19 protein-coding genes and 1 pseudogene are annotated in these 23,549 nt (G+C 55.4%); 10 read left to right on the forward strand and 10 right to left on the reverse strand.

Features of this window, described 5'->3' with window-relative positions:
- Nucleotides 1-7 precede the first annotated feature (7 nt).
- Nucleotides 8-766 (forward strand): phosphonate metabolism protein PhnP, encoded by a 759-nt coding sequence (gene phnP / locus HV237_RS22190; RefSeq protein WP_047357718.1) that lies wholly within the window; start codon nucleotides 8-10, stop codon nucleotides 764-766.
- Nucleotides 767-835: 69 nt separating this feature from the next.
- On the opposite strand, the gene yjdP is transcribed toward phnP, so the two are convergent.
- Both yjdP and HV237_RS22200 read right to left on the reverse strand, forming a co-directional pair.
- Nucleotides 836-1,165 (reverse strand): DDRRRQL repeat protein YjdP, encoded by a 330-nt coding sequence (gene yjdP, locus HV237_RS22195; protein WP_016155470.1) that lies wholly within the window; start codon nucleotides 1,163-1,165, stop codon nucleotides 836-838.
- A 69-nt stretch (nucleotides 1,166-1,234) separates the two neighbouring features.
- Entirely contained in the window at nucleotides 1,235-3,499 is a 2,265-nt protein-coding gene (locus tag HV237_RS22200; protein WP_047357719.1) for a hybrid sensor histidine kinase/response regulator, read from the reverse strand.
- 114 nt (nucleotides 3,500-3,613) lie between these two features.
- On the opposite strand from HV237_RS22200, the gene HV237_RS22205 reads away from it, so the two are divergent.
- The 6 genes from HV237_RS22205 to HV237_RS22230 all read left to right on the forward strand — a co-directional run bounded on the left by HV237_RS22205 (nucleotide 3,614) and on the right by HV237_RS22230 (nucleotide 9,776).
- Complete coding sequence (locus HV237_RS22205; RefSeq protein WP_016155468.1) at nucleotides 3,614-5,137, forward strand: sugar ABC transporter ATP-binding protein; 1,524 nt, start codon at nucleotides 3,614-3,616, stop codon at nucleotides 5,135-5,137.
- The gene (locus HV237_RS22210; RefSeq protein WP_016155386.1) at nucleotides 5,130-6,125 is read left to right on the forward strand and encodes a hypothetical protein; all 996 of its coding nucleotides are present in this window, start codon (nucleotides 5,130-5,132) and stop codon (nucleotides 6,123-6,125) included. The genes HV237_RS22205 and HV237_RS22210 overlap by 8 nt, the downstream gene beginning before the upstream one ends.
- A gap of 29 nt (nucleotides 6,126-6,154) precedes the next feature.
- A complete protein-coding gene (locus HV237_RS22215) occupies nucleotides 6,155-7,096 on the forward strand; it encodes an ABC transporter substrate-binding protein (RefSeq protein WP_019077849.1) in 942 nt (313 codons plus the stop codon).
- 120 nt (nucleotides 7,097-7,216) lie between these two features.
- Complete coding sequence (locus tag HV237_RS22220; protein ID WP_047357720.1) at nucleotides 7,217-7,900, forward strand: D-lyxose/D-mannose family sugar isomerase; 684 nt, start codon at nucleotides 7,217-7,219, stop codon at nucleotides 7,898-7,900.
- A 14-nt stretch (nucleotides 7,901-7,914) separates the two neighbouring features.
- A complete protein-coding gene (locus tag HV237_RS22225) occupies nucleotides 7,915-8,775 on the forward strand; it encodes a ketose 1,6-bisphosphate aldolase (protein ID WP_016155383.1) in 861 nt (286 codons plus the stop codon).
- A complete protein-coding gene (locus HV237_RS22230) occupies nucleotides 8,772-9,776 on the forward strand; it encodes a carbohydrate kinase family protein (protein ID WP_094169356.1) in 1,005 nt (334 codons plus the stop codon). The genes HV237_RS22225 and HV237_RS22230 overlap by 4 nt, the downstream gene beginning before the upstream one ends.
- A 14-nt stretch (nucleotides 9,777-9,790) precedes the next feature.
- On the opposite strand, the gene HV237_RS22235 is transcribed toward HV237_RS22230, so the two are convergent.
- Entirely contained in the window at nucleotides 9,791-10,522 is a 732-nt protein-coding gene (locus HV237_RS22235; RefSeq protein WP_019077857.1) for a response regulator transcription factor, read from the reverse strand.
- A gap of 288 nt (nucleotides 10,523-10,810) precedes the next feature.
- On the opposite strand from HV237_RS22235, the gene fdhF reads away from it, so the two are divergent.
- Nucleotides 10,811-12,958 (forward strand): formate dehydrogenase subunit alpha, encoded by a 2,148-nt coding sequence (gene fdhF / locus HV237_RS22240; protein ID WP_082137223.1) that lies wholly within the window; start codon nucleotides 10,811-10,813, stop codon nucleotides 12,956-12,958.
- 103 nt (nucleotides 12,959-13,061) lie between these two features.
- Nucleotides 13,062-13,751, forward strand: coding sequence for a Sel1 family TPR-like repeat protein YjcO (yjcO, locus tag HV237_RS22245; protein ID WP_016155379.1), 690 nt, complete (start codon nucleotides 13,062-13,064; stop codon nucleotides 13,749-13,751).
- Nucleotides 13,752-13,801: 50 nt separating this feature from the next.
- Here the strand turns inward: yjcO and gltP are convergent, their stop codons facing one another.
- The 7 genes and pseudogenes from gltP to nrfA all read right to left on the reverse strand — a co-directional run bounded on the left by gltP (nucleotide 13,802) and on the right by nrfA (nucleotide 21,965).
- On the reverse strand, nucleotides 13,802-15,115 hold the full coding sequence (gene gltP / locus HV237_RS22250) for a glutamate/aspartate:proton symporter GltP (RefSeq protein ID WP_016155378.1): 1,314 nt from the start codon (nucleotides 15,113-15,115) through the stop codon (nucleotides 13,802-13,804).
- 344 nt (nucleotides 15,116-15,459) lie between these two features.
- Nucleotides 15,460-16,080 carry a heme lyase NrfEFG subunit NrfG gene (gene nrfG, locus HV237_RS22255; protein WP_047357723.1) on the reverse strand — a complete coding sequence of 207 codons (621 nt, stop codon included), beginning with the start codon at nucleotides 16,078-16,080 and terminating at the stop codon, nucleotides 15,460-15,462.
- Nucleotides 16,077-18,288, reverse strand: a pseudogene (gene nrfF, locus HV237_RS22265) (heme lyase NrfEFG subunit NrfF). Before nrfF ends, nrfG begins: the two are co-directional and overlap by 4 nt.
- An 8-nt stretch (nucleotides 18,289-18,296) precedes the next feature.
- Nucleotides 18,297-19,253, reverse strand: coding sequence for a cytochrome c nitrite reductase subunit NrfD (gene nrfD, locus HV237_RS22270; RefSeq protein ID WP_047357726.1), 957 nt, complete (start codon nucleotides 19,251-19,253; stop codon nucleotides 18,297-18,299).
- Nucleotides 19,250-19,921, reverse strand: coding sequence for a cytochrome c nitrite reductase Fe-S protein (nrfC, locus tag HV237_RS22275; RefSeq protein ID WP_016155373.1), 672 nt, complete (start codon nucleotides 19,919-19,921; stop codon nucleotides 19,250-19,252). Before nrfC ends, nrfD begins: the two co-directional genes overlap by 4 nt.
- Nucleotides 19,918-20,484, reverse strand: coding sequence for a cytochrome c nitrite reductase pentaheme subunit (gene nrfB / locus HV237_RS22280; RefSeq protein ID WP_005132587.1), 567 nt, complete (start codon nucleotides 20,482-20,484; stop codon nucleotides 19,918-19,920). The genes nrfC and nrfB overlap by 4 nt, the downstream gene beginning before the upstream one ends.
- A 44-nt stretch (nucleotides 20,485-20,528) precedes the next feature.
- Entirely contained in the window at nucleotides 20,529-21,965 is a 1,437-nt protein-coding gene (gene nrfA / locus HV237_RS22285; RefSeq protein ID WP_016155372.1) for an ammonia-forming nitrite reductase cytochrome c552 subunit, read from the reverse strand.
- Nucleotides 21,966-22,145: 180 nt separating this feature from the next.
- Here nrfA and HV237_RS22290 point away from each other — a divergent pair, with 180 nt between their 5' ends.
- Nucleotides 22,146-23,549 (forward strand): ISNCY-like element ISKpn21 family transposase, encoded by a 1,404-nt coding sequence (locus HV237_RS22290; RefSeq protein WP_001567368.1) that lies wholly within the window; start codon nucleotides 22,146-22,148, stop codon nucleotides 23,547-23,549.

Genomic DNA, 23,549 nt, shown 5'->3' on the forward strand with positions numbered 1-23,549 from the left:
GGGAGCCATGAGTCTGACCATTACGCTGACGGGAACCGGCGGCGCGCAACTGGTGCCAGCATTTGGCTGTGACTGTGCGGCCTGCCAACGAGCACATTTACAGGCGCAATACCGTCGACGCCCTTGTAGCGGGGTGATCAAATTTAACAATGCGGTGACGCTGCTGGACGCGGGGATCCCGCATCTGATGGACGACTGGCCAGCAGGCAGCTTCCAGCAGTTTCTGCTCACCCACTACCATATGGATCACGTGCAGGGGCTGTTTCCGCTGCGCTGGGGCGTGGGGGCGACTATCCCGGTGTACGGTCCGCCGGATGAACAGGGATGCGACGATCTGTTTAAGCACCCTGGCATCCTCGATTTTAGCCATACCGTCGCGCCATTCGTAGTGTTTAACCTGCAAGGGTTGCAGGTGACGCCACTCCCGCTCAACCATTCAAAGCTGACGTTTGGCTATCTGCTGGAGACCGCGCACAGCCGCGTGGCGTGGCTCTCCGATACCGCCGGACTTCCCGACAAGACGCTGAAGTTTCTCCACAATAACCAGCCTCAGGTGATTATCATCGACTGCAGCCACGCCCCGCGCGCCAAGCCGCCACGCAATCACAGCGATGTAAATACCGTTATCGCCTTGAACGAGGTTATCCGCTGCCCACGGGTGATCCTGACGCATATCAGTCATCAGTTTGATTTGTGGATGATGGAGAATCCGCTACCGACAGGGCTTGAAGCCGGGTATGACGGAATGGAGATTGTGCTGAGGTAGGTTTACATCGCACTAAAACACTTGTTAACAGGTCTCTGCTCCCTATAACCTTGCCGGCGAAAGATTGCGCTAACGATCGTAATCTTCTTCCATTCTGCGCTCTTCGTCTTCTAACTGACGCCGTTCCTGATCGAGCTGGCGCTGGCGGTCATCCAGTTGGCGGCGGCGGTCTTCAAACTGGCGGCGGCGATTATCATACTGCCTGCGACGATCGTCACTCATCTGTCGCTGCCAGCTTTCATCACGAGAGTCGTCATAATCCCGCCCGCTGTCCGGTTTGTATGCGTCGTTAATTGCCTGCTGAATATTACCGATGGCGTCATCGATAATATCCGCCTGCGCCGATACGGTGGTCATCATCAGCAGAGTGAAAAGTAAGAATGTCGCGGAGCGTTGCATAAAACTAGCCTCATCAAGAAACTCGCCCCACGGTAATCAAAGCGTATTTGCGCGGGTAGCGGAGGAATCTCAATTACGCGAATGCCGCAGCGCATGCGCCAGTTCTCCCCGGGTGAAGGGCTTACGCAATAACGCCACATCTGGCAGCGCCGGGTTATGCGCCGGACGTAAATCCTGGCCGCTAATCAGCAGGATGTTCAGTTGTGGATAATGTGCCAGCGCATGATTAACCACATCCACACCGCTTAAACCGCCGGGCAGCATTAAGTCGCTGATAAAAATATCAATCTCGGATGAAGCCGCCAGCATATGCATAGCCTGTTCGCCGTTGGCGGCCTCTAACGTCAGGTAGCCCAGCAGGTGTAATTGCTCACATAACGTCTGGCGCACATCGGCTTCATCTTCGAGAACCAGCACCAGTTTTTCACCGCGAGTCGGGGTGTGCTGTGCGATTGGCTCCACCGGTGTCTGCACCGGCACAACCGCGCGAGGAAGCTGCAATCTGACCGTCGTTCCCTGCCCAGGGGCGCTTTCAATCTCCACGCGTCCACCGGACTGGCGTACAAAACCGTAGACCATCGACAGCCCCAGCCCGCTGCCGCTGCCGGTCTGTTTGGTGGTGAAAAACGGCTCGAAGACCTGAGCTTTCACCTCCAGCGACATCCCACTTCCCTGGTCGGCAACTTCCAGCATCACCATATCCTGCTTACGCCCATCGCTGCGCGTGACCCGCTGATTCCAGGTACGGATTTTAATCGTGCCCGCCAGCCCATCCATGGCGTCACGGGCATTCATCACCAGATTGATAATGGCGTTCTCCAGTTGGCTGACATCAATCCACGCGGGCCAGGCGGGAGACTGGGCTTCAATCTCCAGCGTCAACGTAGCCGGAAGAGAGTGGCGCATCAGTTCGCCCAAATTTTCCAGCAGCGTTTTCAGCTCCACCGCATGGGGATGCAACGACTGTTTGCGCGAAAAGGCCAGCAGCCGCTGGGTAAGGAGCGCCCCGCGCTCGGCGGCTTTTAGCGCCCGATTGACCCGTGGCGCGTCAGGAGAGTCTGGGTTCACCAGATCCAGGCTGCCAATAATGACCGCCAGCAGGTTATTGAAATCATGCGCTAATCCGCCCGTCAGTTGCCCTACCGCCTTCAGTTTCTGACTGTGCAACAGCGCTTCCTCCAGCCCCTGGCGCTCGGTGCGGTCGATTTCCATCTGGCTGGTTTTTTCTTTTAGCAGTCGGGTGGTGTGCTCCAGCGATGCCGTATTACGGGCGAAGACGCTAAAGGCGCGGGCCAGCTCGCCCAGCTCATCGCGCCGCTGCAGGGCCGGGACGCTAACGTCCGATTCACCGTGCGCCAGCCGGGTCATCGCCCGCGAAATGGCCGTCAGGTTAGAACCGAGATTACGGTAGATATACCAGCCGGCAAAACCGGTGATCACCACCGCCAACAGCGCAAACACCAAAATAAACAACGCGCCAGATTGCAGTTCCTGATGGCTTTGCGCCACCCGCTGTTCGGAGATCAGCGCCACCTGCGAAGCATACCGGTTGATATCGCTGTTGAGGATCGCCACCAGCGCTTTGATATGAAACATATACCAGTTGATCGCCAAATCACTCTGCTCAAGCGCAGAAGAGAGCGGCTCCAGCTTATGCAACTCCAGGTTGAAGTCGGTGAGGATGTTGGTAATCAGCGGATTGCTATTTTGCACAGGCAGCGCGGGCATCACGCCGTCCAGTTGTTTCACCACCGAACGCGGCGTGGGTGTTTCAATGGCGGCAACAATTAAGCGGTCTATCTGCCCCAGCAGCACGTCATCCTGCGCGCCGGTCAGCGTTTGCAGATGACGTAAATAACTTTGATTCTGATACAGCGAACTGAGCAGGGCGTTACGTTCCAGATGTCGCCGTTGCCCGCGCTGCAGCATACCTTCCACGCTGCTTTGTAGCTCCTGGCTGCGCTGGATAATACGCTCGACCAGCGCCGGCTCCTGCTGCGCCAACGGCGCGGTGGCCAACTGTTCCAGCGAATGCTTCAGCGCCCGTTGCGTCTCCTGCAGCCGCTCCGCTTCACCTTTGTATTCCAGCGCGCCGACCACCTGCGACAGCCGCACCGCCGCCGTCGCCACGTTCGCCGTATCCCGCGCCAGGTTCATGCTGCCGGTCATGTCGTCAACAGTTTGCTGCTGCACCTGTTCCTGGATTTGACTGGCATGCTGAAACCCCAGCACCGCCACACCGCTTACCATCAGCGTGACCGTCACCACCAGCAGATTGAAGAACAGCAATCGTCCGCGCGCACTGGCGAAAAAGTGACGTCCTGGTTGCGGCATATCACGCTCCGTGAAGAAAAATCGCAATATGACAAATATGAACGGCTTCTGACATTTTGCATTTACATTCCTGTGATGGACTGCTGATATCGGCCACCCCACAGGAGATCCGCTATGAGCAGGACACCGGTTCTGGAGATGCGCAACATTGCCAAAGCATTTGGTAAATTTTACGCGCTGAAAGGGGTCGATTTAACGGTCTGGCCGGGTGAGATTCATGCCCTGATGGGTGAGAACGGCGCGGGAAAAAGCACTCTGATGAAGATCCTCGCGGGCGCGTATACCGCCACCAGCGGTGAGATCCTGATCGACGGTCAGCCGTTTCACATTCGCGGACCAAAAGACGCGCTCAGCGCAGGCATCACGCTGATTTACCAGGAGATGCAGCTCGCGCCGAACCTGACGGTGGCGGAAAATATCTTTCTAGGCAGCGAGCTGTCGCGCGGCGGTCTGGTCCAGCGTAAAGAGATGGTGATGCAGTCGCAGAAAGTCATCGACCGGCTCGGCGCCCAGTTTAAGGCCAGCGATCGCGTGATGACGTTGACCATCGCCGAACAGCAGCAGGTGGAAATCGCCCGCGCCCTGCACCGTAACAGCCGCATTCTGGTGATGGATGAACCCACTGCCGCCCTCTCCTCACGTGAAACCCACCGCTTGTTTGAACTGATCATGCGCCTGCGCGATGAGGGGATGGCGATTATCTACATTAGCCACCGCATGGCGGAGGTGTATGAACTCTCGGACCGCGTCAGCGTCCTGCGCGACGGGCAATATGTAGGCAGCCTGACCCGCGACAAACTCAACGCCTCTGAGCTGGTGCGCATGATGGTGGGCCGACCGTTAAGCGATTTGTTCAACAAAGAGCGCGATATTCCCTTAGGTAAAGCGCGCCTCAACGTCCACCACCTGACCGACGGCCATAAAGTCCAGCCGTGCAGTTTGCTGGTGCGCTCCGGGGAGATCGTCGGCCTTGCCGGGTTAGTCGGCGCCGGGCGTTCTGAACTGGCTCAACTGATTTTTGGCGTGCGTAAAGCCATCGGCGGCATGATTGAAGTAGACGGTGAACCGGTGGTGATCCACTCCCCTCGCGAGGCGATTGACCACGGCATTGGCTTTCTGACGGAAAACCGCAAAGAGCAGGGATTGTTTTTAGAGCTGGCGGCAGCAGAGAACATCACCATGGCGACGCTGGAACGTGACGCCAACTGGGGCATGCTCGATCGCAAAAAGGCGCAGGCTATTTCCGATGACGCCATCCAATTGCTCAACATCCGCGTTCCGCACGCCCAGGTACGCGCGGGCGGGCTGTCCGGTGGTAATCAGCAAAAGCTGCTGATTTCTCGCTGGGTCGCGATCGGCCCACGCATTTTGATCCTCGATGAACCCACGCGCGGCGTAGACGTTGGCGCCAAAAGCGAGATCTACCGGATCATGAACGACATGGCGCGCAAAGGCGTGGCGATCCTGATGATCTCCAGCGAATTGCCGGAAGTTGTCGGTATGAGCGATCGCGTGTACGTCATGCGGGAAGGCAGCATTGCCGGTGAGCTGAACGGGCAAAGTATTACCCAGGAAAATATTATGACGCTGGCAACCGGCGTGAACGACTCCCATCATCAGGCGGTGTCCCATGAATAATCCAACCACTCCCCAGCAGGTGGCGAAATCCGCCTCCGCGAAAAAATTGCTGATGAGCGATCTGATGCAAACGGTCGGCATCTTGCCGATTCTCATCCTGATAGTGGCGGTGTTTGGCTTTATCGCGCCAAACTTTTTTACCGAAAGCAACCTGTTGAATATAACCCGCCAGGCGTCGATCAACATCGTGCTGGCGGCTGGCATGACTTTCATTATTTTGACCGGCGGGATCGACCTCTCGGTTGGCTCGATTCTCGGCACCACCGCCGTCGCGGCTATGGTCGTTTCGCTGATCCCTGAATTTGCCATGCTGTCGATTCCGGCGGCGCTGATGCTCGGTCTGGTGCTGGGGTTGTTTAACGGCGCGCTGGTTGCTTTTGCCGGACTGCCACCGTTTATCGTCACGCTTGGAACGTATACGGCGCTGCGCGGCGCGGCCTACCTGCTGGCCGACGGCACGACGGTGATCAATTCCAATATCAGCTTTGAGTGGATCGGTAACAACTATCTTGGCCCGGTTCCGTGGCTAGTGGTCATTGCACTGGCGGTGGTGGTGATGTGCTGGTTCATTCTTAGGCGCACCACACTCGGCGTTCATATTTATGCGGTCGGCGGCAATATGCAGGCCGCTCGTTTAACCGGTATCAAAGTGTGGCTGGTGCTGCTGTTCGTCTACGGCATGAGCGGTGTGCTCTCAGGTCTTGGCGGGGTGATGAGCGCCTCGCGGCTATACAGCGCCAACGGCAACTTAGGCATGGGTTACGAGCTGGACGCCATCGCGGCGGTGATCCTCGGCGGTACCAGCTTTGTTGGGGGGATCGGTACCATCACCGGCACGCTGGTAGGGGCGTTGATTATCGCCACGCTCAATAACGGCATGACGCTGATGGGCGTCTCCTATTTCTGGCAACTGGTGATCAAAGGGGCGGTGATCATCATAGCGGTACTGATCGACAAATACCGTACCCGACACCATCAAAGTGCATAACAACAACATCTTACTTCGAGGAATACAGCATGAGATTGAAGCCCTTAGTCACCGCGCTCTGTGCTGGCGCACTGCTTGCTGCAGCTCCGTTTGTGCAGGCAAAAGAACTGAAATCGATCGGCGTTACGGTGGGCGATCTGGCCAACCCGTTCTTCGTGCAGATCACCAAAGGCGCGGAACTGGAAGCACGCAAACTGGCGGGTGATAGCGTTAAAGTGACGCTGGTTTCCAGCGGCTACGATCTGGGACAACAGGTGTCGCAAATCGACAACTTTATTGCCGCCAAGGTCGACATGATTATTCTTAACGCCGCCGACTCCAAAGGCATCGGCCCGGCGGTAAAACGCGCGAAAGACGCAGGGATTGTGGTGGTTGCCGTTGACGTAGCGGCGGAAGGCGCTGATGCGACCATTACCTCCGATAACACCCAGGCGGGTGAAATGGCCTGTAAATACATTACCGACCGTCTGAAAGGGAAAGGCAACGTCGTCATTATCAACGGGCCGCCGGTTTCCGCCGTCCAGAACCGCGTGGAAGGCTGCCAGACCGAGTTTAAACGCCACCCGGATATCAAGGTGCTGTCGTATAACCAAAACGCTAAAGGCAGTCGCGAAGGCGGACTGGAGATCATGACCGCGCTGCTGGCGGCGAATCCGAAGATCGACGGCGTATTCGCCATTAACGATCCTACGGCGATCGGTGCCGATCTGGCAGCAAAACAGGCACAACGTAGCGAATTCTTTATTGTCGGCGTAGACGGATCGCCAGACGCTGAAGAAGCGTTGAAGCGGGAAAACTCACTATTTGTGGCGACGCCTGCACAAGATCCGCAGGTGATGGCTGCCAAAGCGGTCGAAATCGGCTATGACATATTGCAGGGGAAACCCGCCCCGAAAGAGCCCGTACTGATCCCGGTGACGATGATCGATAAAAACAACGTCGGCAGCTATAAGGGTTGGACGGTGAAATAACCCGCCACAACAACGCCGGATGGCGGCAAAAATGCCTTATCCGACCTACAAGATCGGTATGATTTTGTAGGCCGGATAAGCGCAGCGCCATCCGGCATGATATCAAGGAGGATTCTGCCGATGAAACGTTCCGCTATCAACGAGATACTGGGCCACACGCGCCAGTTTTTCTCTCAGCACGACGTGCATCTCCCCCCTTTCGCCAGTTTCCCGCCGACCCAATGGCGCAAGCTTGATCCCGCCGCCTGGAGCGAAGTTTTCGACCTTAAGCTCGGTTGGGATGTCACCGCGTTTGGCGGCAACAATTTCGCCGCGCAAGGGTTAACGCTGTTTACCCTGCGTAATGGCTCGCCGAAAGGAATGCCTTACGAGAAATGCTACGCCGAGAAAATCATGCATGTTCGCGATGCGCAGGTGACGCCGATGCATTTTCACTGGCGCAAACGCGAAGACATTATCAATCGCGGCGGCGGTAATTTAATTGTGGAACTGTGGAATGCGGGGATCCGAGAACAAACGGAGGACAGCGACGTGAGCGTGGTGATTGACGGCTGTCGGCAAACCCATGCGGCAGGCAGTCAATTGCGCCTGACGCCGGGTGAAAGCATCTGCCTGCCGCCGGGCCTGTATCACAGCTTCTGGGCGGAAGAAGGTTTTGGCGACGTGCTGGTCGGCGAGGTTTCTTCTGTTAATGACGACGACCACGATAACCACTTTCTGCAACCGATCGCCCGCTATAACGACATTGAAGAAGACGAACCGGCGCAACTGGTGCTGTGTAATGAGTATCGCCTGTTCCGCTAACCAAGGAGCGCATTATGCCGTTGATATCTCTCGCCGATGGCCTTGCCCATGCCCGCGAGCACCGCTATGCCTTAGGGGCGTTTAACGTTCTGGACTCACACTTCCTGCGCGCGCTGTTTGCCGCAGCAAAGCAGGAACGTTCGCCGTTTATCATCAACATCGCCGAGGTGCATTTTAAATATATCTCGTTGGATTCTCTGGTCGAAGCGGTCAAGTTCGAAGCCGCGCGGCATGACATTCCGGTAGTGCTGAACCTTGACCACGGCCTGCACTTTGAGTCGGTGGTTCGGGCACTGCGCTTAGGTTTCAGTTCAGTGATGTTTGATGGCTCCACGCTGGAGTATGAAGAAAATATTCGTCAAACCCGCGAAGTGGTGAAGATGTGTCACGCCGTCGGCGTATCGGTGGAAGCCGAACTGGGCGCGGTGGGAGGCGATGAGGGCGGCGCGTTGTATGGTCATGCCGACGAGTCGCTATTTACCGACCCGATGATGGCGCGTGATTTCGTCGACAGAACCGGGATTGACGCGCTGGCGGTCGCCATTGGTAATGCACACGGCAAATATAAAGGCGAACCGGTGCTCGACTTCCCGCGTCTGGACGCCCTTCGCCAGCAGGCGGCGATCCCACTGGTACTGCACGGCGGTTCCGGCATCAGCAACGACGATTTCAAGCGCGCAATTGAACTCGGCATTCACAAAATCAACTTCTATACCGGCATGTCGCAGGCGGCGCTGTCAGCGGTAGAGACAAGAATAGCGAATCGTCAGCCCCTGTACGACGAATTTGCCGAACTGCTGCTCGCCATTGAAGAGGCCATTACCGATACCGTTTCAGAACAGATGCGTATTTTTGGCAGCGCGGGACGGGTCTGATGGAACGCAGAGGCGTTATCGCCGCAGGCAACATGCTGGTCGATCATGTGCATCAAATTGTGCAGTGGCCGGAACGCGGCTGGCTGGCGGAAATCATCCGTAGCGAACGCGCGACGGGCGGTGCGCCGCTGAACGTACTGCTGACGCTGGCGAAAATGCACACCGGACTGCCGCTGCAGGCGGTGGGGTTAATCGGTCAGGATAGCGACGGCGACTACATCATGGCGATGCTGGAGCAGTATCATGTTAATCGCCAACATGTGCAGCGCACGACTTTCGCCCCCACGTCGATGTCACAGGTGATGACCGATCCCAGCGGTCAGCGCACCTTTTTCCACTCCCCCGGCGCCAACCGGCTGCTAGATCTACCCGCTTTTGAGCAACTGGATACCTCGATGAAAATCTTCCATCTTGGCTATCTGCTGCTGCTCGACAGTCTGGACATGCCGGATGAGGAGTACGGCACGCGTAGCGCACGGCTGCTGGCGCAAATGCGCGACAACGGCTTTGAAACATCACTGGATCTGGTTTCACGCAAGGGCGACCCGCGCTATCAGCCGCTGGTGATGCCAGCCCTGCGCCATCTCGACTATCTGGTAATTAACGAGCTGGAAGCCGGGGAATTCAGCGGGCTGGAGATCCGCCAGCCCAACGGGGAGCTGCATATTGCGCACATCGCCACCGCTGCGCGCGAACTGCTGAATGCGGGCGTTCGCCAGCGGGTGGTTATCCACTGTCCGGAAGGTGCCTGGGGTGAAGCGCCGGATCTGCCGGGCGTCTGGATCCCGTCACAATATCTGGCGCAGGAGGAGATCGTTGGCAGCGTCGGGGCGGGAGATGCGTTTTGCGCCGGATTTTTGTATGGCTGTCATGAACGCTGGTCGCTGACGGACAGCGTCAGGCTGGCACACGCCTGCGCACGGGCCAGTTTGCTGTGCGCCAACGCGATAGACGGCGCGAAAACGTTGGCAGAGTTAAAAGCCGATATAGCGTCCTTGTAAGCCGGATAAGACGTTTACGCCGCCTTATCATGATGCTGAACGTCGGCGGCAAACACATAGCCCAGCCCGCGCAGGGTTTTGATCAGCATCGGCTGATGCGGGTTGTTCTCTATTTTTCGCCGTAACCGCATGATTAGCACGTCAATGGTGCGGTCAAATACCTCAACGCTGTCGCTGCGCGTCAGTTCCAGCAGCTGTTCTCTGCTAAGTACCCGGCGGGCGTTTTGGGCCAGCGCCAGCAGCAGGCTGTATTCCCCCTGCGTCAACTCCACCTTCAGTTGCTGAGGATTATGTAACTGGCAACCGGCGGTATCGAGATGCCAACCGTTAAAAGAAAGTCCCGTGGTTTGCGGGCTGCCGCTTTCTGCCGTTAACACGCCGACGCGTCTAAGTACCGCCTTTACCCGCGCCACCAGCACCCGCGCATTGAACGGTTTACCGATGTAGTCGTCAGCGCCCATTTCCAACCCGACAACCACATCCGACTCGCTGCCAAGCCCGGTCAGCATCACCACCGGTAATCCGGGTCTCATCTTTTGCACCTGCTGCAGCACCATCAGACCGTTAATATCAGGCAACATCATGTCCAGCAATACCAGAGCGATTTCCGGCTGAGTCTCAATGCAGCGCAGCGCCTCCTGCCCGGTGTGACATGCGGTCACTGCAAAGACGTGTTCGCTCAGCACATCCTGTAAAAGCGTGCAGACAGCGATGTCATCATCCACAACCAGTATGGCTGGCTTCATTGTTTTTCCCCATTTCTGGCCAACTTAAATGAGTGTGATTGATTCTGCACAGAGTGACAGCGATAAGGCACAAGGATGTGTGGGAAACATAACCTCGGTCACACTGCCGGGCCGTCACGTATTGGAGATTCGTCACGTCAAATATGACGACAGCCTGTTTTTCGTCAGGGTTTTGCGCAAAATTCGCCCGTAATATCGACTAATGCCCCTGATAAAAACATGGCATAAAAGATGCATAACTCAAGCGACAAGCGCGTATGCGTGATTTGATTAACTGGAGCGAGACCGATGAAAAAAGTCGTCACGGTTTGCCCATATTGCGCATCAGGTTGCAAAATCAACCTGGTGGTCGATAACGGCAAAATCGTCCGGGCTGAAGCGGCGCAGGGGAAAACCAACCAGGGTACCTTGTGTCTGAAGGGCTACTATGGCTGGGATTTTATCAATGATACCCAGATCCTGACCCCTCGTCTGAAAACCCCAATGATCCGTCGCCAGCGTGGCGGCAAACTGGAATCCGTTTCCTGGGATGAAGCGCTTGATTACGTCGCCACTCGTCTGAGCGCCATCAAAGCGAAGTATGGCCCGGACGCTATTCAGACGACCGGTTCATCTCGCGGTACGGGTAACGAAACCAACTATGTAATGCAAAAATTCGCGCGCGCCGTTATTGGTACCAATAACGTTGACTGCTGCGCTCGCGTCTGACACGGCCCTTCGGTTGCAGGTCTGCACCAATCGGTCGGTAACGGCGCAATGAGTAATGCTATCAATGAAATTGATAACACAGATTTAGTGTTCATCTTCGGGTACAACCCGGCGGATTCCCACCCGATCGTGGCGAATCACGTGATTAACGCTAAACGTAACGGGGCGAAAATTATCGTCTGCGATCCGCGCAAAATTGAAACCGCGCGTATTGCCGATATGCACATCGCGTTGAAAAACGGCTCGAATATCGCGCTGCTCAACGCCATGGGTCATGTCATCATCGAAGAAAAACTGTACGACCAGGCGTTCGTCGCCTCCCGTACCGAAGGATTCGAAGAGTACAGCAAGATTGTCGAAGGCTACACGCCGGAGTCCGTCGAAGATGTCACTGGCGTTAGCGCACAGGATATTCGTCAGGCTGCTCGTATGTACGCCACGGCAAAAAGCGCGGCCATCCTGTGGGGCATGGGTGTTACCCAGTTCTATCAGGGTGTGGAAACCGTGCGTTCACTGACCAGCCTCGCAATGCTGACCGGCAACCTCGGTAAGCCAAGCGTGGGCGTTAACCCGGTTCGTGGCCAGAACAACGTTCAGGGCGCATGCGACATGGGCGCGCTACCGGATACCTATCCGGGCTATCAGTATGTGAAAGATCCGGCTAACCGCGAGAAGTTCGCTAAAGCCTGGGGCGTGGAAAGTCTGCCTGCACATACCGGCTATCGCATCAGTGAACTGCCGCACCGTGCGGCGCATGGCGAAGTCCGCGCGGCGTACATTATGGGTGAAGATCCATTACAGACTGATGCTGAACTCTCCGCAGTGCGCAAAGGCTTTGAGGATCTGGAACTGGTCATCGTGCAGGATATCTTCATGACCAAAACTGCCGCTGCCGCAGACGTTATTTTACCGTCTACGTCATGGGGCGAGCATGAAGGCGTCTTCTCCGCGGCTGACCGTGGCTTCCAGCGCTTCTTTAAAGCCGTTGAGCCGAAGTGGGATCTGAAAACGGACTGGCAGATTATCAGTGAAATCGCCACCCGTATGGGCTACCCGATGCACTACAACAACACCCAGGAAATCTGGGATGAGTTGCGTCATCTGTGCCCGGATTTCTACGGTGCCACTTACGAGAAAATGGGCGAACTGGGTTATATCCAGTGGCCTTGCCGCGACACCTCAGAAACCGACCAGGGTACGTCTTATCTCTTCAAAGAGAAGTTCGATACCCCGAACGGCATGGCGCAGTTCTTTACCTGCGACTGGGTAGCGCCAATCGACAAACTCACTGAGGAGTATCCGATGGTGCTGTCTACGGTGCGTGAAGTCGGCCACTACTCTTGCCGTTCAATGACCGGTAACTGTGCGGCGCTGGCCGCGCTGGCGGATGAACCGGGCTATGCCCAGATCAACACCGCCGACGCAGAACGCCTGGGCATCCAGGATGAAGAGCTGGTGTGGGTTAACTCGCGTAAAGGCCGGGTCATTACCCGTGCAGCAGTCAGCGATCGTCCAAACAAAGGCGCGATTTACATGACCTACCAGTGGTGGATTGGCGCATGTAATGAGCTGGTAACCGAGAACTTAAGCCCGATTACCAAAACGCCGGAGTACAAGTACTGTGCCGTTAACGTTGAACGCATTGCCGATCAGCGCGCTGCCGAGCAGTATGTCATTGATGAGTACACCAAGCTGAAAGCCAGCCTGCGCGAAAGCGCGATGGGTTAGTCCGTTTACGTAACTGTTCTGCAACAGCCTCCGCCCGGAGGCTGTTTTTTTATCCATACGATCTCTTTATACTGTTCATTCCGTACCCTAAATAAAACTCAAAATGAAACAACTCATTGCATTGATGTTCTTTATGACATTCTTTGCCCATGCCAGTGATACTGAGCCAGGAAGCCAGTACTTACAGGCCGCTGAGGCAGGGGACCGTCGCGCACAGTACTTTCTTGCCGATACCTGGTTCAGTTCGGGCGATTTGAGCAAAGCCGAGTATTGGGCGCAAAAAGCCGCCGACAACGGCGATGCCGACGCCTGCGCGCTACTGGCGCAAATCAAAATTACGAATCCGGTCAGTCTGGATTACCCCCAGGCTAAAACGCTGGCGGAAAAAGCAGCCAAAGCAGGCAGTAAAGCGGGAGAACTTACCCTGGCGCGGATTCTGGTCAACACCCAGGCTGGACGTACCGATTACCCTAAAGCCATTACCTTGCTGCAAAACGCCTCCGAAGACCTGGAAAATGACTCCGCCGTCGACGCGCAAATGCTGCTCGGCCTGATTTACGCCAACGGTGTGGGCATACCCGCTGATGATGAGAAAGCGACATGGTATTTCAAACGAAGCTCAGCCATTTCCCGCACCGGTTATTCCGAATACTGGGCAGGGATGATGTTCTTAAACGGTGAACAGGGTTTTATCGTGAAGAATAAACAGAAGGCGCTGCACTGGCTGAATCTGAGCTGTATGGAAGGATTCGATACCGGCTGCGAAGAGTTTGATAAGTTAACAAACGGGTAAAGATTTGCATTGCCGGATGGCGCTACGCTTATCCGGCAAGCTGTCATGAATTACTGATTAGCGGTCTTATCAAATCTACCCAGCACGTCGCGCTCATAGGCCAGCGCTTTCTTGCGGTCAAATTTGTGTTCCCACTTGGCGATAACCAGTACCGCCAGCGCATTACCCACCACGTTCAGCGCGGTACGCGCCATGTCGAGGATACGGTCAACACCGGCGATAAACGCCAGGCCTTCCAGTGGGATCCCCACGCTGCCCAGCGTAGCCAGCAGCACCACGAATGATACGCCCGGCACACCCGCAATCCCTTTCGAGGTCACCATCAGCGTCAACACCAGCACGATTTCCTGCCACAGCGACAGGTCGATACCATACAGCTGCGCGATAAAGATAGCGGCGATACTCTGGTACAGAGTTGAACCATCAAGGTTGAATGAGTAGCCGGTCGGCACCACAAAGCTGGTGATTGAAGCGGGCGCGCCATAGGCTTCCATCTTCTCAATAATGCGCGGCAGCACGCTCTCGGAGCTGGCGGTAGAGTAGGCCAGAATCAGCTCGTCTTTCAGAATGCGGATCAGGATCCAGATGCTCAAACCGCAGATGCGCGCCACGATCCCCAGCACCACCAGCGCGAAGAACAGAATGGCGAAATGCACCAACAGCACCAGCTTCGCCAGCGGCCACAAGGAAGCAAAACCGAAGTTCGCGACGGTAACGGCAATCAGCGCGAAAACGCCGACTGGCGCGTAGCGCATAACCATGTGAGTGACTTTAAACATGGTTTCGGAAATAGAGCGAAATACGGTAACCAACGGCTCGCGGTGAGTTGCCGGCAGGGAAGACAGACCTAAACCGAACAGCACCGAGAAGAAGATAATCGGCAGCATATCGCCTTTTGCCATCGATGCGACGATGTTGGTTGGCACCAGTGACAAAATTGTCCCCATCAGGCCATGCGCGTGGCTCTGTACTTCTGCGGTCGTGCTTTGATATTTCGAAATATCCACGGTCGCCAGTTGCGACATATCCACCCCGGTGCCTGGCTGGAACACATTCGCCAGCGTGATACCCAGGATAATCGCCACGGTGGTGATTACTTCGAAATAGATAATAGTTTTGGCGCCAATACGGCCCAGCTGTTTTGCATCACCGACCCCGGCGATACCGACAACCAGCGTAGAGATAACAATGGGCACCACGATCATTTTGATCAGATGGATAAAGATATCGCCCGCCGGTGACAGCAGGTTTACAACCAGCCATTCACGGCTGTCACTATGGTAATGCAGGTAACTCCCCAGCAGAATGCCCAGCACCATAGCGATCAGAATCTGCCATGCCAGGCTGACTTTCAAATTTTTCATAACAACGGACTTCCTCGATGGAGCGCTATTCCACATGCGGTGTGTGGTAATAGTACATACTGAAAGGGTATGAATTGTGTTGCGTTCGTTTATGGAGTTTTTTAACGCTTATTATCATTATCATTTGCGTACTGTCTCGCGCAACCCTCCAGGAACAGAGCCTTCAGCTGAATTTATGCATAAAAATGCAATTTTATCGGGGTATCAATGAATAACTTTTTGTTATAAAAGAATTTTAATATGTTCAAAAATGAAGAAGTCATGGCGTGAGTTTTTTTTGCTCATTTGTTCGTTCGCCTGTTTTTTAAACAGGCCAAATGATACAAATCACAAAAGAAACAAATTTATTTTTGCCGATTCTGCAACAACTTCGCCATATTAATAGAGTCAATGAGCTGTGCCCGGTTCACCCTCGGCGAGTTTAAATCCATAACTTTTTGCCACACTGAAATGGCCTGGGCGTAGTCTGCCTGCATAAACGCATCTGAGGCTAACAGCATCAGCGCAGTGACCTCTGTCGGATCCAGCGCCAGAGCCTTATCAATCATCTCGCGAGTGGGCGGTGTCATATGCTGCCCGGCCTGGTAATACAATACCGTTGCCAGCGCTGAATAGATCTCAGCATTTTCACCCCCTACACGCAGCGCCTGCTCGTAGGCCAGCAGCGCATTATGATACGCGTTTTGCCAAAGATAGTACTCACCAAGTTGCGCCCATTTCACACCGTCCTGCGGATTAGCACGAATTTGCGATTGCAGCAAAAGCAGCTGTTTTTCCTGAACATTTTCATCGGTGAACGCATGTAATGGGTCCGCCAGCCGCGTCTGTTCCTGACGCACCGCCTGCCATTTGGGTGTCAACAGGTAACCTCCGATGCAGGCCACAACCATCAGCACCGTCGCAGCGGTCAGCCACTTCACGGGGAGTGGGCGTAACGGCGCAGGGGAATGGGTGGACTGGCTCATTGCACATCCTCCTCTACGCGCTGGCGCCTTCTCACCCGCCAGACCACCACGCCCACCAGCAATAACAACAGGCACGGCAACGCCCACAGCAGCAGCGTTTGCTCATTCAACGGCGGGTTGTAGCGCACAAAATCACCGTAGCGATCGGTCATCCACGTCGTTATCTCGGCTTCACTTTTCCCTTCCGCCACCATGCTATAAACCTGGTGGCGCATACTGACCGCTACCGGCGCATTGGATTCCAGCAAGTTTTGGTTTTGACACTGTGGACAGCGCAGTTGGCTGGCAATAGACAACGCTTTTTCCTGTTGTTGCGGGTTGGCAAAAGTCCATGTGTCCACAACCTGGGCATGTGTCGCGAAGGCGATGAAAAACAAAATGATAGCTAAGAGTAAACATGTTCTGCCGGATGGCGCTGCGCTTATCCGACCTACCGTTTTCACATCCCGTTCGCCGCCATCTGGCAACGCGTTGATTAGTTTATACATCGCGCTTTCTCCCTCGCCATCCGCTCAGCAGCGCACCACAGACCATTAACAGTCCCCCGCCCCAAATCCAGCGCACGCCGGTCTGTACGTACAAGCGCATGGCATAACGGTCCGGTCCGGTTTTTTCGCCGATTACCGCATACCAGTCATGCATCAGATTCCAGCGGATCCCCGGCTCCATCATCTGTTGACGGCGCGCGGCATAGAAGCGTCTTTCAGGCTGCAGGCTGCCAATGCGTTTCTCATTTTGCCACAGCGTGATCTGCGCTTTTTCACTGGTGTAGTTACCTTTTGCTTCCAGGTCGAGACGCTCAAAACGAAAAATATAGCCCGCCAGTTCCACCTGCTGCCCGGGGCTGAGATTCAGGCTTATCTCCTGACGACTACCGCTGGAAAAGACGATCCCAGCCGCAAACACCAGCACCCCGGCATGCGCCAGCAGTGCCGGAAGCTGGCAACGCACAGACACTTTGCGGCTTCTGATCGTCGCCAGCACGATAACCAGCAGCATCAGCAGGCCAAAGGGCAGCGTAGCACGGTTAAAGTACGGTGCGCCCACGGAGAGCCGCCCCCAGCCGAACAACCCGTAAATCATCGGGTAAAGGGTGCCAATCAGCACAATCAGCAGCACCGCGCAAAAAAGTAATAGCGCGACCAGAATCAGCATCTCGCGCGACCAGCCGCCAAAACGCGCATTCTGGCGGACTTGCTGTCCCCGCCAGGCGTACAGCCCGAGCGATGCCAGGCTCAATACGGTAAACAGCGCGAACAGCGGCGTGGCGCGGACGTTATCCAGCGCAAAAGCGTGCACGGAAACGAGAATGCCGGAACGCACAATCAGCGTCCCCAGCAGCGATAAAATCAGCGTGACGATCGCCAGCAGCAGCGACCAGTGGCGGAAGATCCCACGTTGGCGCGTGATGAACAGACTATGCAGCAGCGCACTGGCGGAAAGCCAGGGTAATAAGGAGGCATTTTCTACCGGGTCCCAGAACCACCAGCCGCCCCAGCCCAACTCGCAGTAAGCCCACCAGGAGCCGAGGATAATCCCCAGCGTCAGCGCACACCAGCCAGGCAGCGCCCAGCGCCAGCACACCCCGGCGCTCTGCGCATTAAAGTCACCGCGCAGCAGCGAGGCCAGCGCCACGCCTGCCGCCACCATCAAGCCACCGTAACCCAGGTACAGCAGCGGCGGATGGAGGATTAACCCGAGATGTTGCAGCATCGGGTTAAGGTCGCGCCCTTCAATGGCTGGCGGGAAGATACGCACGAACGGATCGGACCATATCACCACAAACAGCAGCAGCAGGGCCGTTATCAGTGCGAGGACGCTGAGCGTTAACGGAAACAGCAGGTCGGAATCACGCCGATAGCGCAAGGCGAACAGCGCGCTCCAGCCGGAAAGAAACAGCACCCACAGCAGCAGCGATCCTTCATGCCCGCCCCACACCGCCGCCAGTTTTAATCCCCACGGCAGCAGGCTGTAGCTATGCTGAGCAACGTAGACCACCGAAAAGTCGCTGGTCAGAAAGCAGAATATCAGAATGGCAAAGGCCAGCAGCAGCAGCGAAAACTGCGTCCACATGCCCACGCTTGCCAGGCGCATTACGCCTTGCCAGCGCTGGCGGACACCCACCAACACGGCAAGCGGGGTCAACACGTTGACCCCGAGGCTTAACAACAGTGCCAGAAAACCGGCTTCAGGAAGGAGAACGTCCAGATATCACCTTACGCAACGGTTAGCTGACCCGCATAGAGAATAAAAAAGCGCAGCAGCAGTACGCCGGTCAGGCTGGCGCCGCACACTGCCAGCACGCCATGAAACGTCGAACTGCGGTTGGCCCAAGGTTTTAGCAGCATCGGCAGTATCAGCCCAAGCCCGGCCACGCCCAGCCAGAACCACCAGGTCCAGAATCCGCCGCCCAGTGCCGCCGCCAGCGCGCGCATTTTGCCGTCATCGCCCAGCGCCAGACCGACGAAAAACGCCGCCAGCAGGAAGATCTCCAGCCATACCACCGGGATTTCCATGCGATGCACAAAGTGCGCTTCGGTACTGTGCGGATTGCTACGATGACGTAACGCCATGGCGATCAGCGCCACCGCCGCGCCGGAGGAGATCCCGGAGAACAGGAACAGCACCGGCAGGATCGGGTTATTCAGGAACGGGTAGGATTTCAGCGCCGACAGCAGAAAACCGGTGTACGCCCCGAGCAGAACCGCCAGCACCAGCATTAACGTCTCCAGCGCGCGATGAAACGGCGCAATCAACGTCAGCATTTTCTGTACGATCCCTAATCGCGGCAGCCAGCGCTGCTGCAGAGCAATCACCTCTTTTTCAAAGATTTTTGCCAGCCACAGCACCAGCACCACCATGTACAACTGGAACAACATGACCCCCATCGACATCACCGAAGTGAAGCTGTAGTGGAACATCAGTTTCCAGAAGGTCCATGGACGCGTCAGGTGGAACACCAGAATCAGCAGACCGAAGATAATCGCCCCCGGCCCTAACACCAGCGTAGTGCGTAGCAGCGTGCTGTCAGAACCGCCCGCCTCCGGATGGAAACGACGCAGCAGAATCGCCAGCGTGACCAGTCCGGCGGAGATGCCAATCAGGAACAGATAAATGGCAATGGGCCAGTCCCACACCAGTGATTCAAAATGAAATGCAGAAGCGGATGTCATTGGCTCACCTCCCCAAATTTAAAGGGAACGCGGTAGACCTTCGGTTTTGTGCCCAACGCCAGCTTGTAACGGTAGGTGGTTTTCTGCAGCAACAAGCGGGAGATATCGCTGTTGGGATCGTCCAGATTACCAAACGTCAGCGCCTTCGTCGGACATGACTCAACGCAGGCGGGCTGCTTGCCCGCTTTCAGATTGGTTTTCCGACAGAAATCGCATTTATCTGCCGTTTTGCTAACCGGATGGATAAAGCGCACGCGATAAGGACACGCGGCGATACAGTACTGGCAGCCAACGCACAGGTCCGGATTCACATCCACAATACCGCTGGCGGCATCGCGATACGATGCCCCCGTCGGGCAGACGTCAACGCAGGGGGCATGGTCGCAATGCTGGCACGAATGACGGAAGAAGCGATACTTCACATCAGGAAACGTCCCCTGCGGCTCGCTGCGAATAATCGTCAGACGCGATACCCCTTCCGGCACGTTGTTTACTTCCCGACAAGCATCCATGCAGGCCGTACAGCCGATGCATAGTGACTCATCATGTACCATACCGTAACGTACGCCGTTGATGTTCAGCGTCTTCGCCACAACGCGTCCCGCCGTCCCGCTCACTGCCACCAGCGCGCCGACGCGGGTGATAAACTGGCGACGAGAGCAACTCATGGATGCTCCTTAAGCAACGGAACCGACGCCGGGTTAAAGTTCGGATTGTTACGCTGATCGCTGTGGCAATCGACGCAAATCTTGATCCGTCCTTTATCACTTAGCGTCTGCATCGTGTCTTGCTTCGGATGCAGTGAGTGACAGCTGGCACACGCCACTTTGGTTACGTGGACATCGTGTGGCCAGAACGCTTTTTGTAGCTGCTCAGGCAGGTGGCAGGACATACAGACGCTGTTCTGCTGTTCAACGTTGTACATCGGCTCATTAAAGCGCATCACATCCTTCACCCCTTCACGGTGGTTCGGTGACGGCTGGCCGTGACAGTTGGTGCAGGTGACCGGCAGTTTGTTATTCGGGTTGATGACTTCTGCATGCTTACCATGCATGCCTTCGGTATCTGGCTTGTGACAATCCAGACAGGCGGCATCCGGATTACGCTGTTGGGTAACCGTCCAGCGTTGATCCGACTCCTGCGGCGTTGGCGTGGCAGTGATTCCACTCAGGCTCCAGAACAAGCCTGACGCCAGCACCCCAGCAGTTAATAACGAACGTAATACGCTCATATTCACTCCGTTGAGTTATCCGCCCCTGACGGGGCGAAATGGGGTTATTGGCTTAACAGACCGTTTTTACGCGCCTGATCTTCCCACTGCGGAATCACCGTTTTGATGAAGTCCTGCTTCTCAGCATTGATTTGCTGCATGTTCAGACCAATCGCCGCCTGGGCTTTCTCTTTGGTAGAGATATCCGGTAACGGGATTTCATGGGTGATGCCTTTAGTCGCCAGCAGACGGACCAGTTTGGTACGCGCATCGGCGGCTTTATCCATGGCGCTACCCAGCATCCGCAGACCCTCTTCCGGAGCGTGCATGTGAATACCGTGTGAGGCGATAGACAGGTCCCAGCGCCATTGTGCGTGACGGATATCTTCCAGAATCGGCTTCATTTCCGCTTCAGTCGCACCCGCATCCCATGCAGCTTTCGCTTCGAAGTGCGCATGAACCAGCTGATCTTCGACCTTGATTTTCAGGTCATGAATAGCCTGTTTACGCTCGGCGACCACTTTTTGCAGGGACGCTTTATCCTGGGTGTGGCAGTTCGCACAGGTCTGAGCAAAGTTATCGAACGGGTTACCAATTTTATGGTCGGTGTAGATCTTGCCTTCCGCGTTTTGCACTTTCGGCATGTGACAGTCGATACAGGTCACGTTGTTCTTGCCGTGAATGCCCGCGCTCCAGGTTTCATATTCCGGGTGCTGCGCTTTCAGCATCGGCGTTTTCGACAGGGAGTTGGTCCAGTCAGAGAAGGCGATGGTGTCGTAGTATTTCTCCATGTTCTCGACTTTCATGCCCTCGTCCCACGGGAACTTAACGGCTTTGTTTTTACCGTCGAAGTAGTATTCCACGTGGCACTGACCGCAGACCATGGATTGCTGATCAAAGCGACCGGCTTTCTCAAACGGTTTGCCGATTGCTTCCATCGCACGTTCTGCATAAGGACGCGACAGCGTCAGCTCTGGCTTGCCTTTGGCGAAGTCTGGTGACGCCGTGTTATGGCAATCTGCACAGCCGAGATTGTTAACAATTTCTGGACCGCCGCGCGCCCATTTACCGTGGAAGTAGCCATCTTCACCGTCTTTCTGGATCAGACGTGCTACGTCCGGGCTTTTACAGCTCCAGCAGGCCATCGGCAGCGGGCCGTCTTCAGCCGTTTTTGGTGCGCCGGTACGTAAGGTTTCACGTACATCGGTCACGGCATAGGCGTGTCCACGCGGTTTGTTGTAATCGCGCGAGAATGGATATCCCGCCCACAGGATCACCAGACGCGGATCTTCTGCCAGCGCATCTTCACGGGCTGATTGCTCAGACGTGGCTTTCCAGGAGAGATATTGATCGGGATGCTGAGGAGCGAAGGTTTCATTCTTCGCTTCAACGGTGACGGTTTTTGCGGGTACAGGAGTTTGTTCAGCGTGAACAGCAGAAATAAATAATAAAGGTAATAACAGGCTGAAGAAACGGCGTACGCGTGATTTTATCCTTGCCATAGGGGTCTCATCCAGATGACGCCATTATCTGCAATGGCGGTTCTTTTATTGTTTTCCATAACAGCAACCACACGAATACTGTCTGTAATGGCTCAATAGTAATGTCCGCCTGTGGCTCAATTCAGATGTCCGCGCTATGGTAAGCTTCACTGGTCCGTTTAAACTACCGGGAGGCATATCATGAGCGCAGAAAGCTCAGGAGTGTTTACTTTGAAAGAGATCAACCGGATCAAGATTATACAGGACGTCATTGAACGTCGCATCACAACGCGCCGTGCGGCCGAGCACCTCGGTATCAGCGACAGGCAATGCCGCAGACTTCTTGCCCGTTACCGTGAAGGCGGACCGCTTGGTATGGCCAGCAGACGATGTGGCATGCGTGGTAACCGCCAGTTGCCACCCGGGCTCGCAGATCAGGCTCTGGAACTGATCAAGACGCGTTATGCTGATTTCGGTCCGACTCTGGCGCGTGAAAAGCTCGAAGAACTCCACGGACTGTTTCTTGGCAAAGAAACTGTCCGGCGCATCATGGTGCGGGCTGGCTTATGGGTTCCCCGTAAACAACGTGCCGCAAGGATCCCTCAACCACGGTACCGGCGTCCGTGTACTGGTGAGCTGATACAAATAGATGGCTGTGATCACGACTGGTTTGAAGGCCGTGGCCCGGCCTGCACCGCGCTGGTCTATGTTGATGATGCAACCAGCAAACTGATGGAACTGTTGTTTGTTAAATCGGAGTCCACGTTTTCTTACTTCGAAGCCACGCGGCGCTATATCGATAAGCATGGTAAACCGCTGGCACTGTACAGCGATAAAGCCGGTGTTTTTCGTGTTAACAATAAACACGCCACAGGCGGAGACGGGCATACTCAGTTTGGGCGAGCCATGCATGAACTGAACATCCAGACTATCTGTGCAGAAACCAGTCCCGCCAAAGGGCGTGTAGAACGAGCTCACCTCACTTTACAGGATCGTCTGGTCAAAGAGCTGCGGTTACAGGGCATTTGTTCAATGGAGGCTGCAAATGACTTCGCTGAGGCCTATATGGCTGACTATAACCGCCGTTTTGGCAAAGTACCGCGACATGATTTTGACGTACACCGTGCTGTAGAACATGATGAGGACCTGGGGCTTATTTTCACTGTTCGTGAAAAACGTAAAGTCTCAAAATCGTTGACGATACAATATGATAAAATGTTGTACCTGATTGAAGACAGCGAACTGAGTCGCCGTGCAATAGGTAAATATATCGATGTGTATCACTATCCTGATGGCAGAAAAGAGCTGCGCCTGAACGGTACGCTACTTCCCTACTCTACCTACGACCGACTGTCAGAAATCGACCAGGGCGCGATTGTCGATAACAAGCGTCTTGGCCGAACCCTGGAGTTTATCAGTCTGGTGCAGAGCAAGCGGGATAACACGCGCTCTCAGTCAATTCCCGCTGGAGATGGCCCTTCCCGACGACGGCCAAAGCAGGAAGGGAAGAAATCCCAGCGCTCACTGGATAATGATGACATGCTCGAAGCACTCAAACAGCTTCAGTCACGTTCAGAGGACATTTTTGGTAAAAGAGCCCGCTGA

Origin of the sequence: Citrobacter sp. RHBSTW-00570, assembly GCF_013739755.1 — a bacterium.
Lineage (GTDB): Bacteria > Pseudomonadota > Gammaproteobacteria > Enterobacterales > Enterobacteriaceae > Citrobacter > Citrobacter braakii.

What these genes read in the sequence shown, in the direction of transcription:
- phnP (WP_047357718.1), top strand. Translation starts at nt 8, where the DNA reads ATGAGTCTGACCATTACGCTGACGGGAACCGGCGGCGCGCAACTGGTG.
- yjdP (WP_016155470.1), bottom strand. Translation starts at nt 1,165, where the DNA reads ATGCAACGCTCCGCGACATTCTTACTTTTCACTCTGCTGATGATGACC.
- HV237_RS22200 (WP_047357719.1), bottom strand. Translation starts at nt 3,499, where the DNA reads ATGCCGCAACCAGGACGTCACTTTTTCGCCAGTGCGCGCGGACGATTG.
- HV237_RS22205 (WP_016155468.1), top strand. Translation starts at nt 3,614, where the DNA reads ATGAGCAGGACACCGGTTCTGGAGATGCGCAACATTGCCAAAGCATTT.
- HV237_RS22210 (WP_016155386.1), top strand. Translation starts at nt 5,130, where the DNA reads ATGAATAATCCAACCACTCCCCAGCAGGTGGCGAAATCCGCCTCCGCG.
- HV237_RS22215 (WP_019077849.1), top strand. Translation starts at nt 6,155, where the DNA reads ATGAGATTGAAGCCCTTAGTCACCGCGCTCTGTGCTGGCGCACTGCTT.
- HV237_RS22220 (WP_047357720.1), top strand. Translation starts at nt 7,217, where the DNA reads ATGAAACGTTCCGCTATCAACGAGATACTGGGCCACACGCGCCAGTTT.
- HV237_RS22225 (WP_016155383.1), top strand. Translation starts at nt 7,915, where the DNA reads ATGCCGTTGATATCTCTCGCCGATGGCCTTGCCCATGCCCGCGAGCAC.
- HV237_RS22235 (WP_019077857.1), bottom strand. Translation starts at nt 10,522, where the DNA reads ATGAAGCCAGCCATACTGGTTGTGGATGATGACATCGCTGTCTGCACG.
- yjcO (WP_016155379.1), top strand. Translation starts at nt 13,062, where the DNA reads ATGAAACAACTCATTGCATTGATGTTCTTTATGACATTCTTTGCCCAT.
- gltP (WP_016155378.1), bottom strand. Translation starts at nt 15,115, where the DNA reads ATGAAAAATTTGAAAGTCAGCCTGGCATGGCAGATTCTGATCGCTATG.
- nrfG (WP_047357723.1), bottom strand. Translation starts at nt 16,080, where the DNA reads ATGAGCCAGTCCACCCATTCCCCTGCGCCGTTACGCCCACTCCCCGTG.
- nrfD (WP_047357726.1), bottom strand. Translation starts at nt 19,253, where the DNA reads ATGACATCCGCTTCTGCATTTCATTTTGAATCACTGGTGTGGGACTGG.
- nrfC (WP_016155373.1), bottom strand. Translation starts at nt 19,921, where the DNA reads ATGAGTTGCTCTCGTCGCCAGTTTATCACCCGCGTCGGCGCGCTGGTG.
- nrfB (WP_005132587.1), bottom strand. Translation starts at nt 20,484, where the DNA reads ATGAGCGTATTACGTTCGTTATTAACTGCTGGGGTGCTGGCGTCAGGC.
- nrfA (WP_016155372.1), bottom strand. Translation starts at nt 21,965, where the DNA reads ATGGCAAGGATAAAATCACGCGTACGCCGTTTCTTCAGCCTGTTATTA.
- HV237_RS22290 (WP_001567368.1), top strand. Translation starts at nt 22,146, where the DNA reads ATGAGCGCAGAAAGCTCAGGAGTGTTTACTTTGAAAGAGATCAACCGG.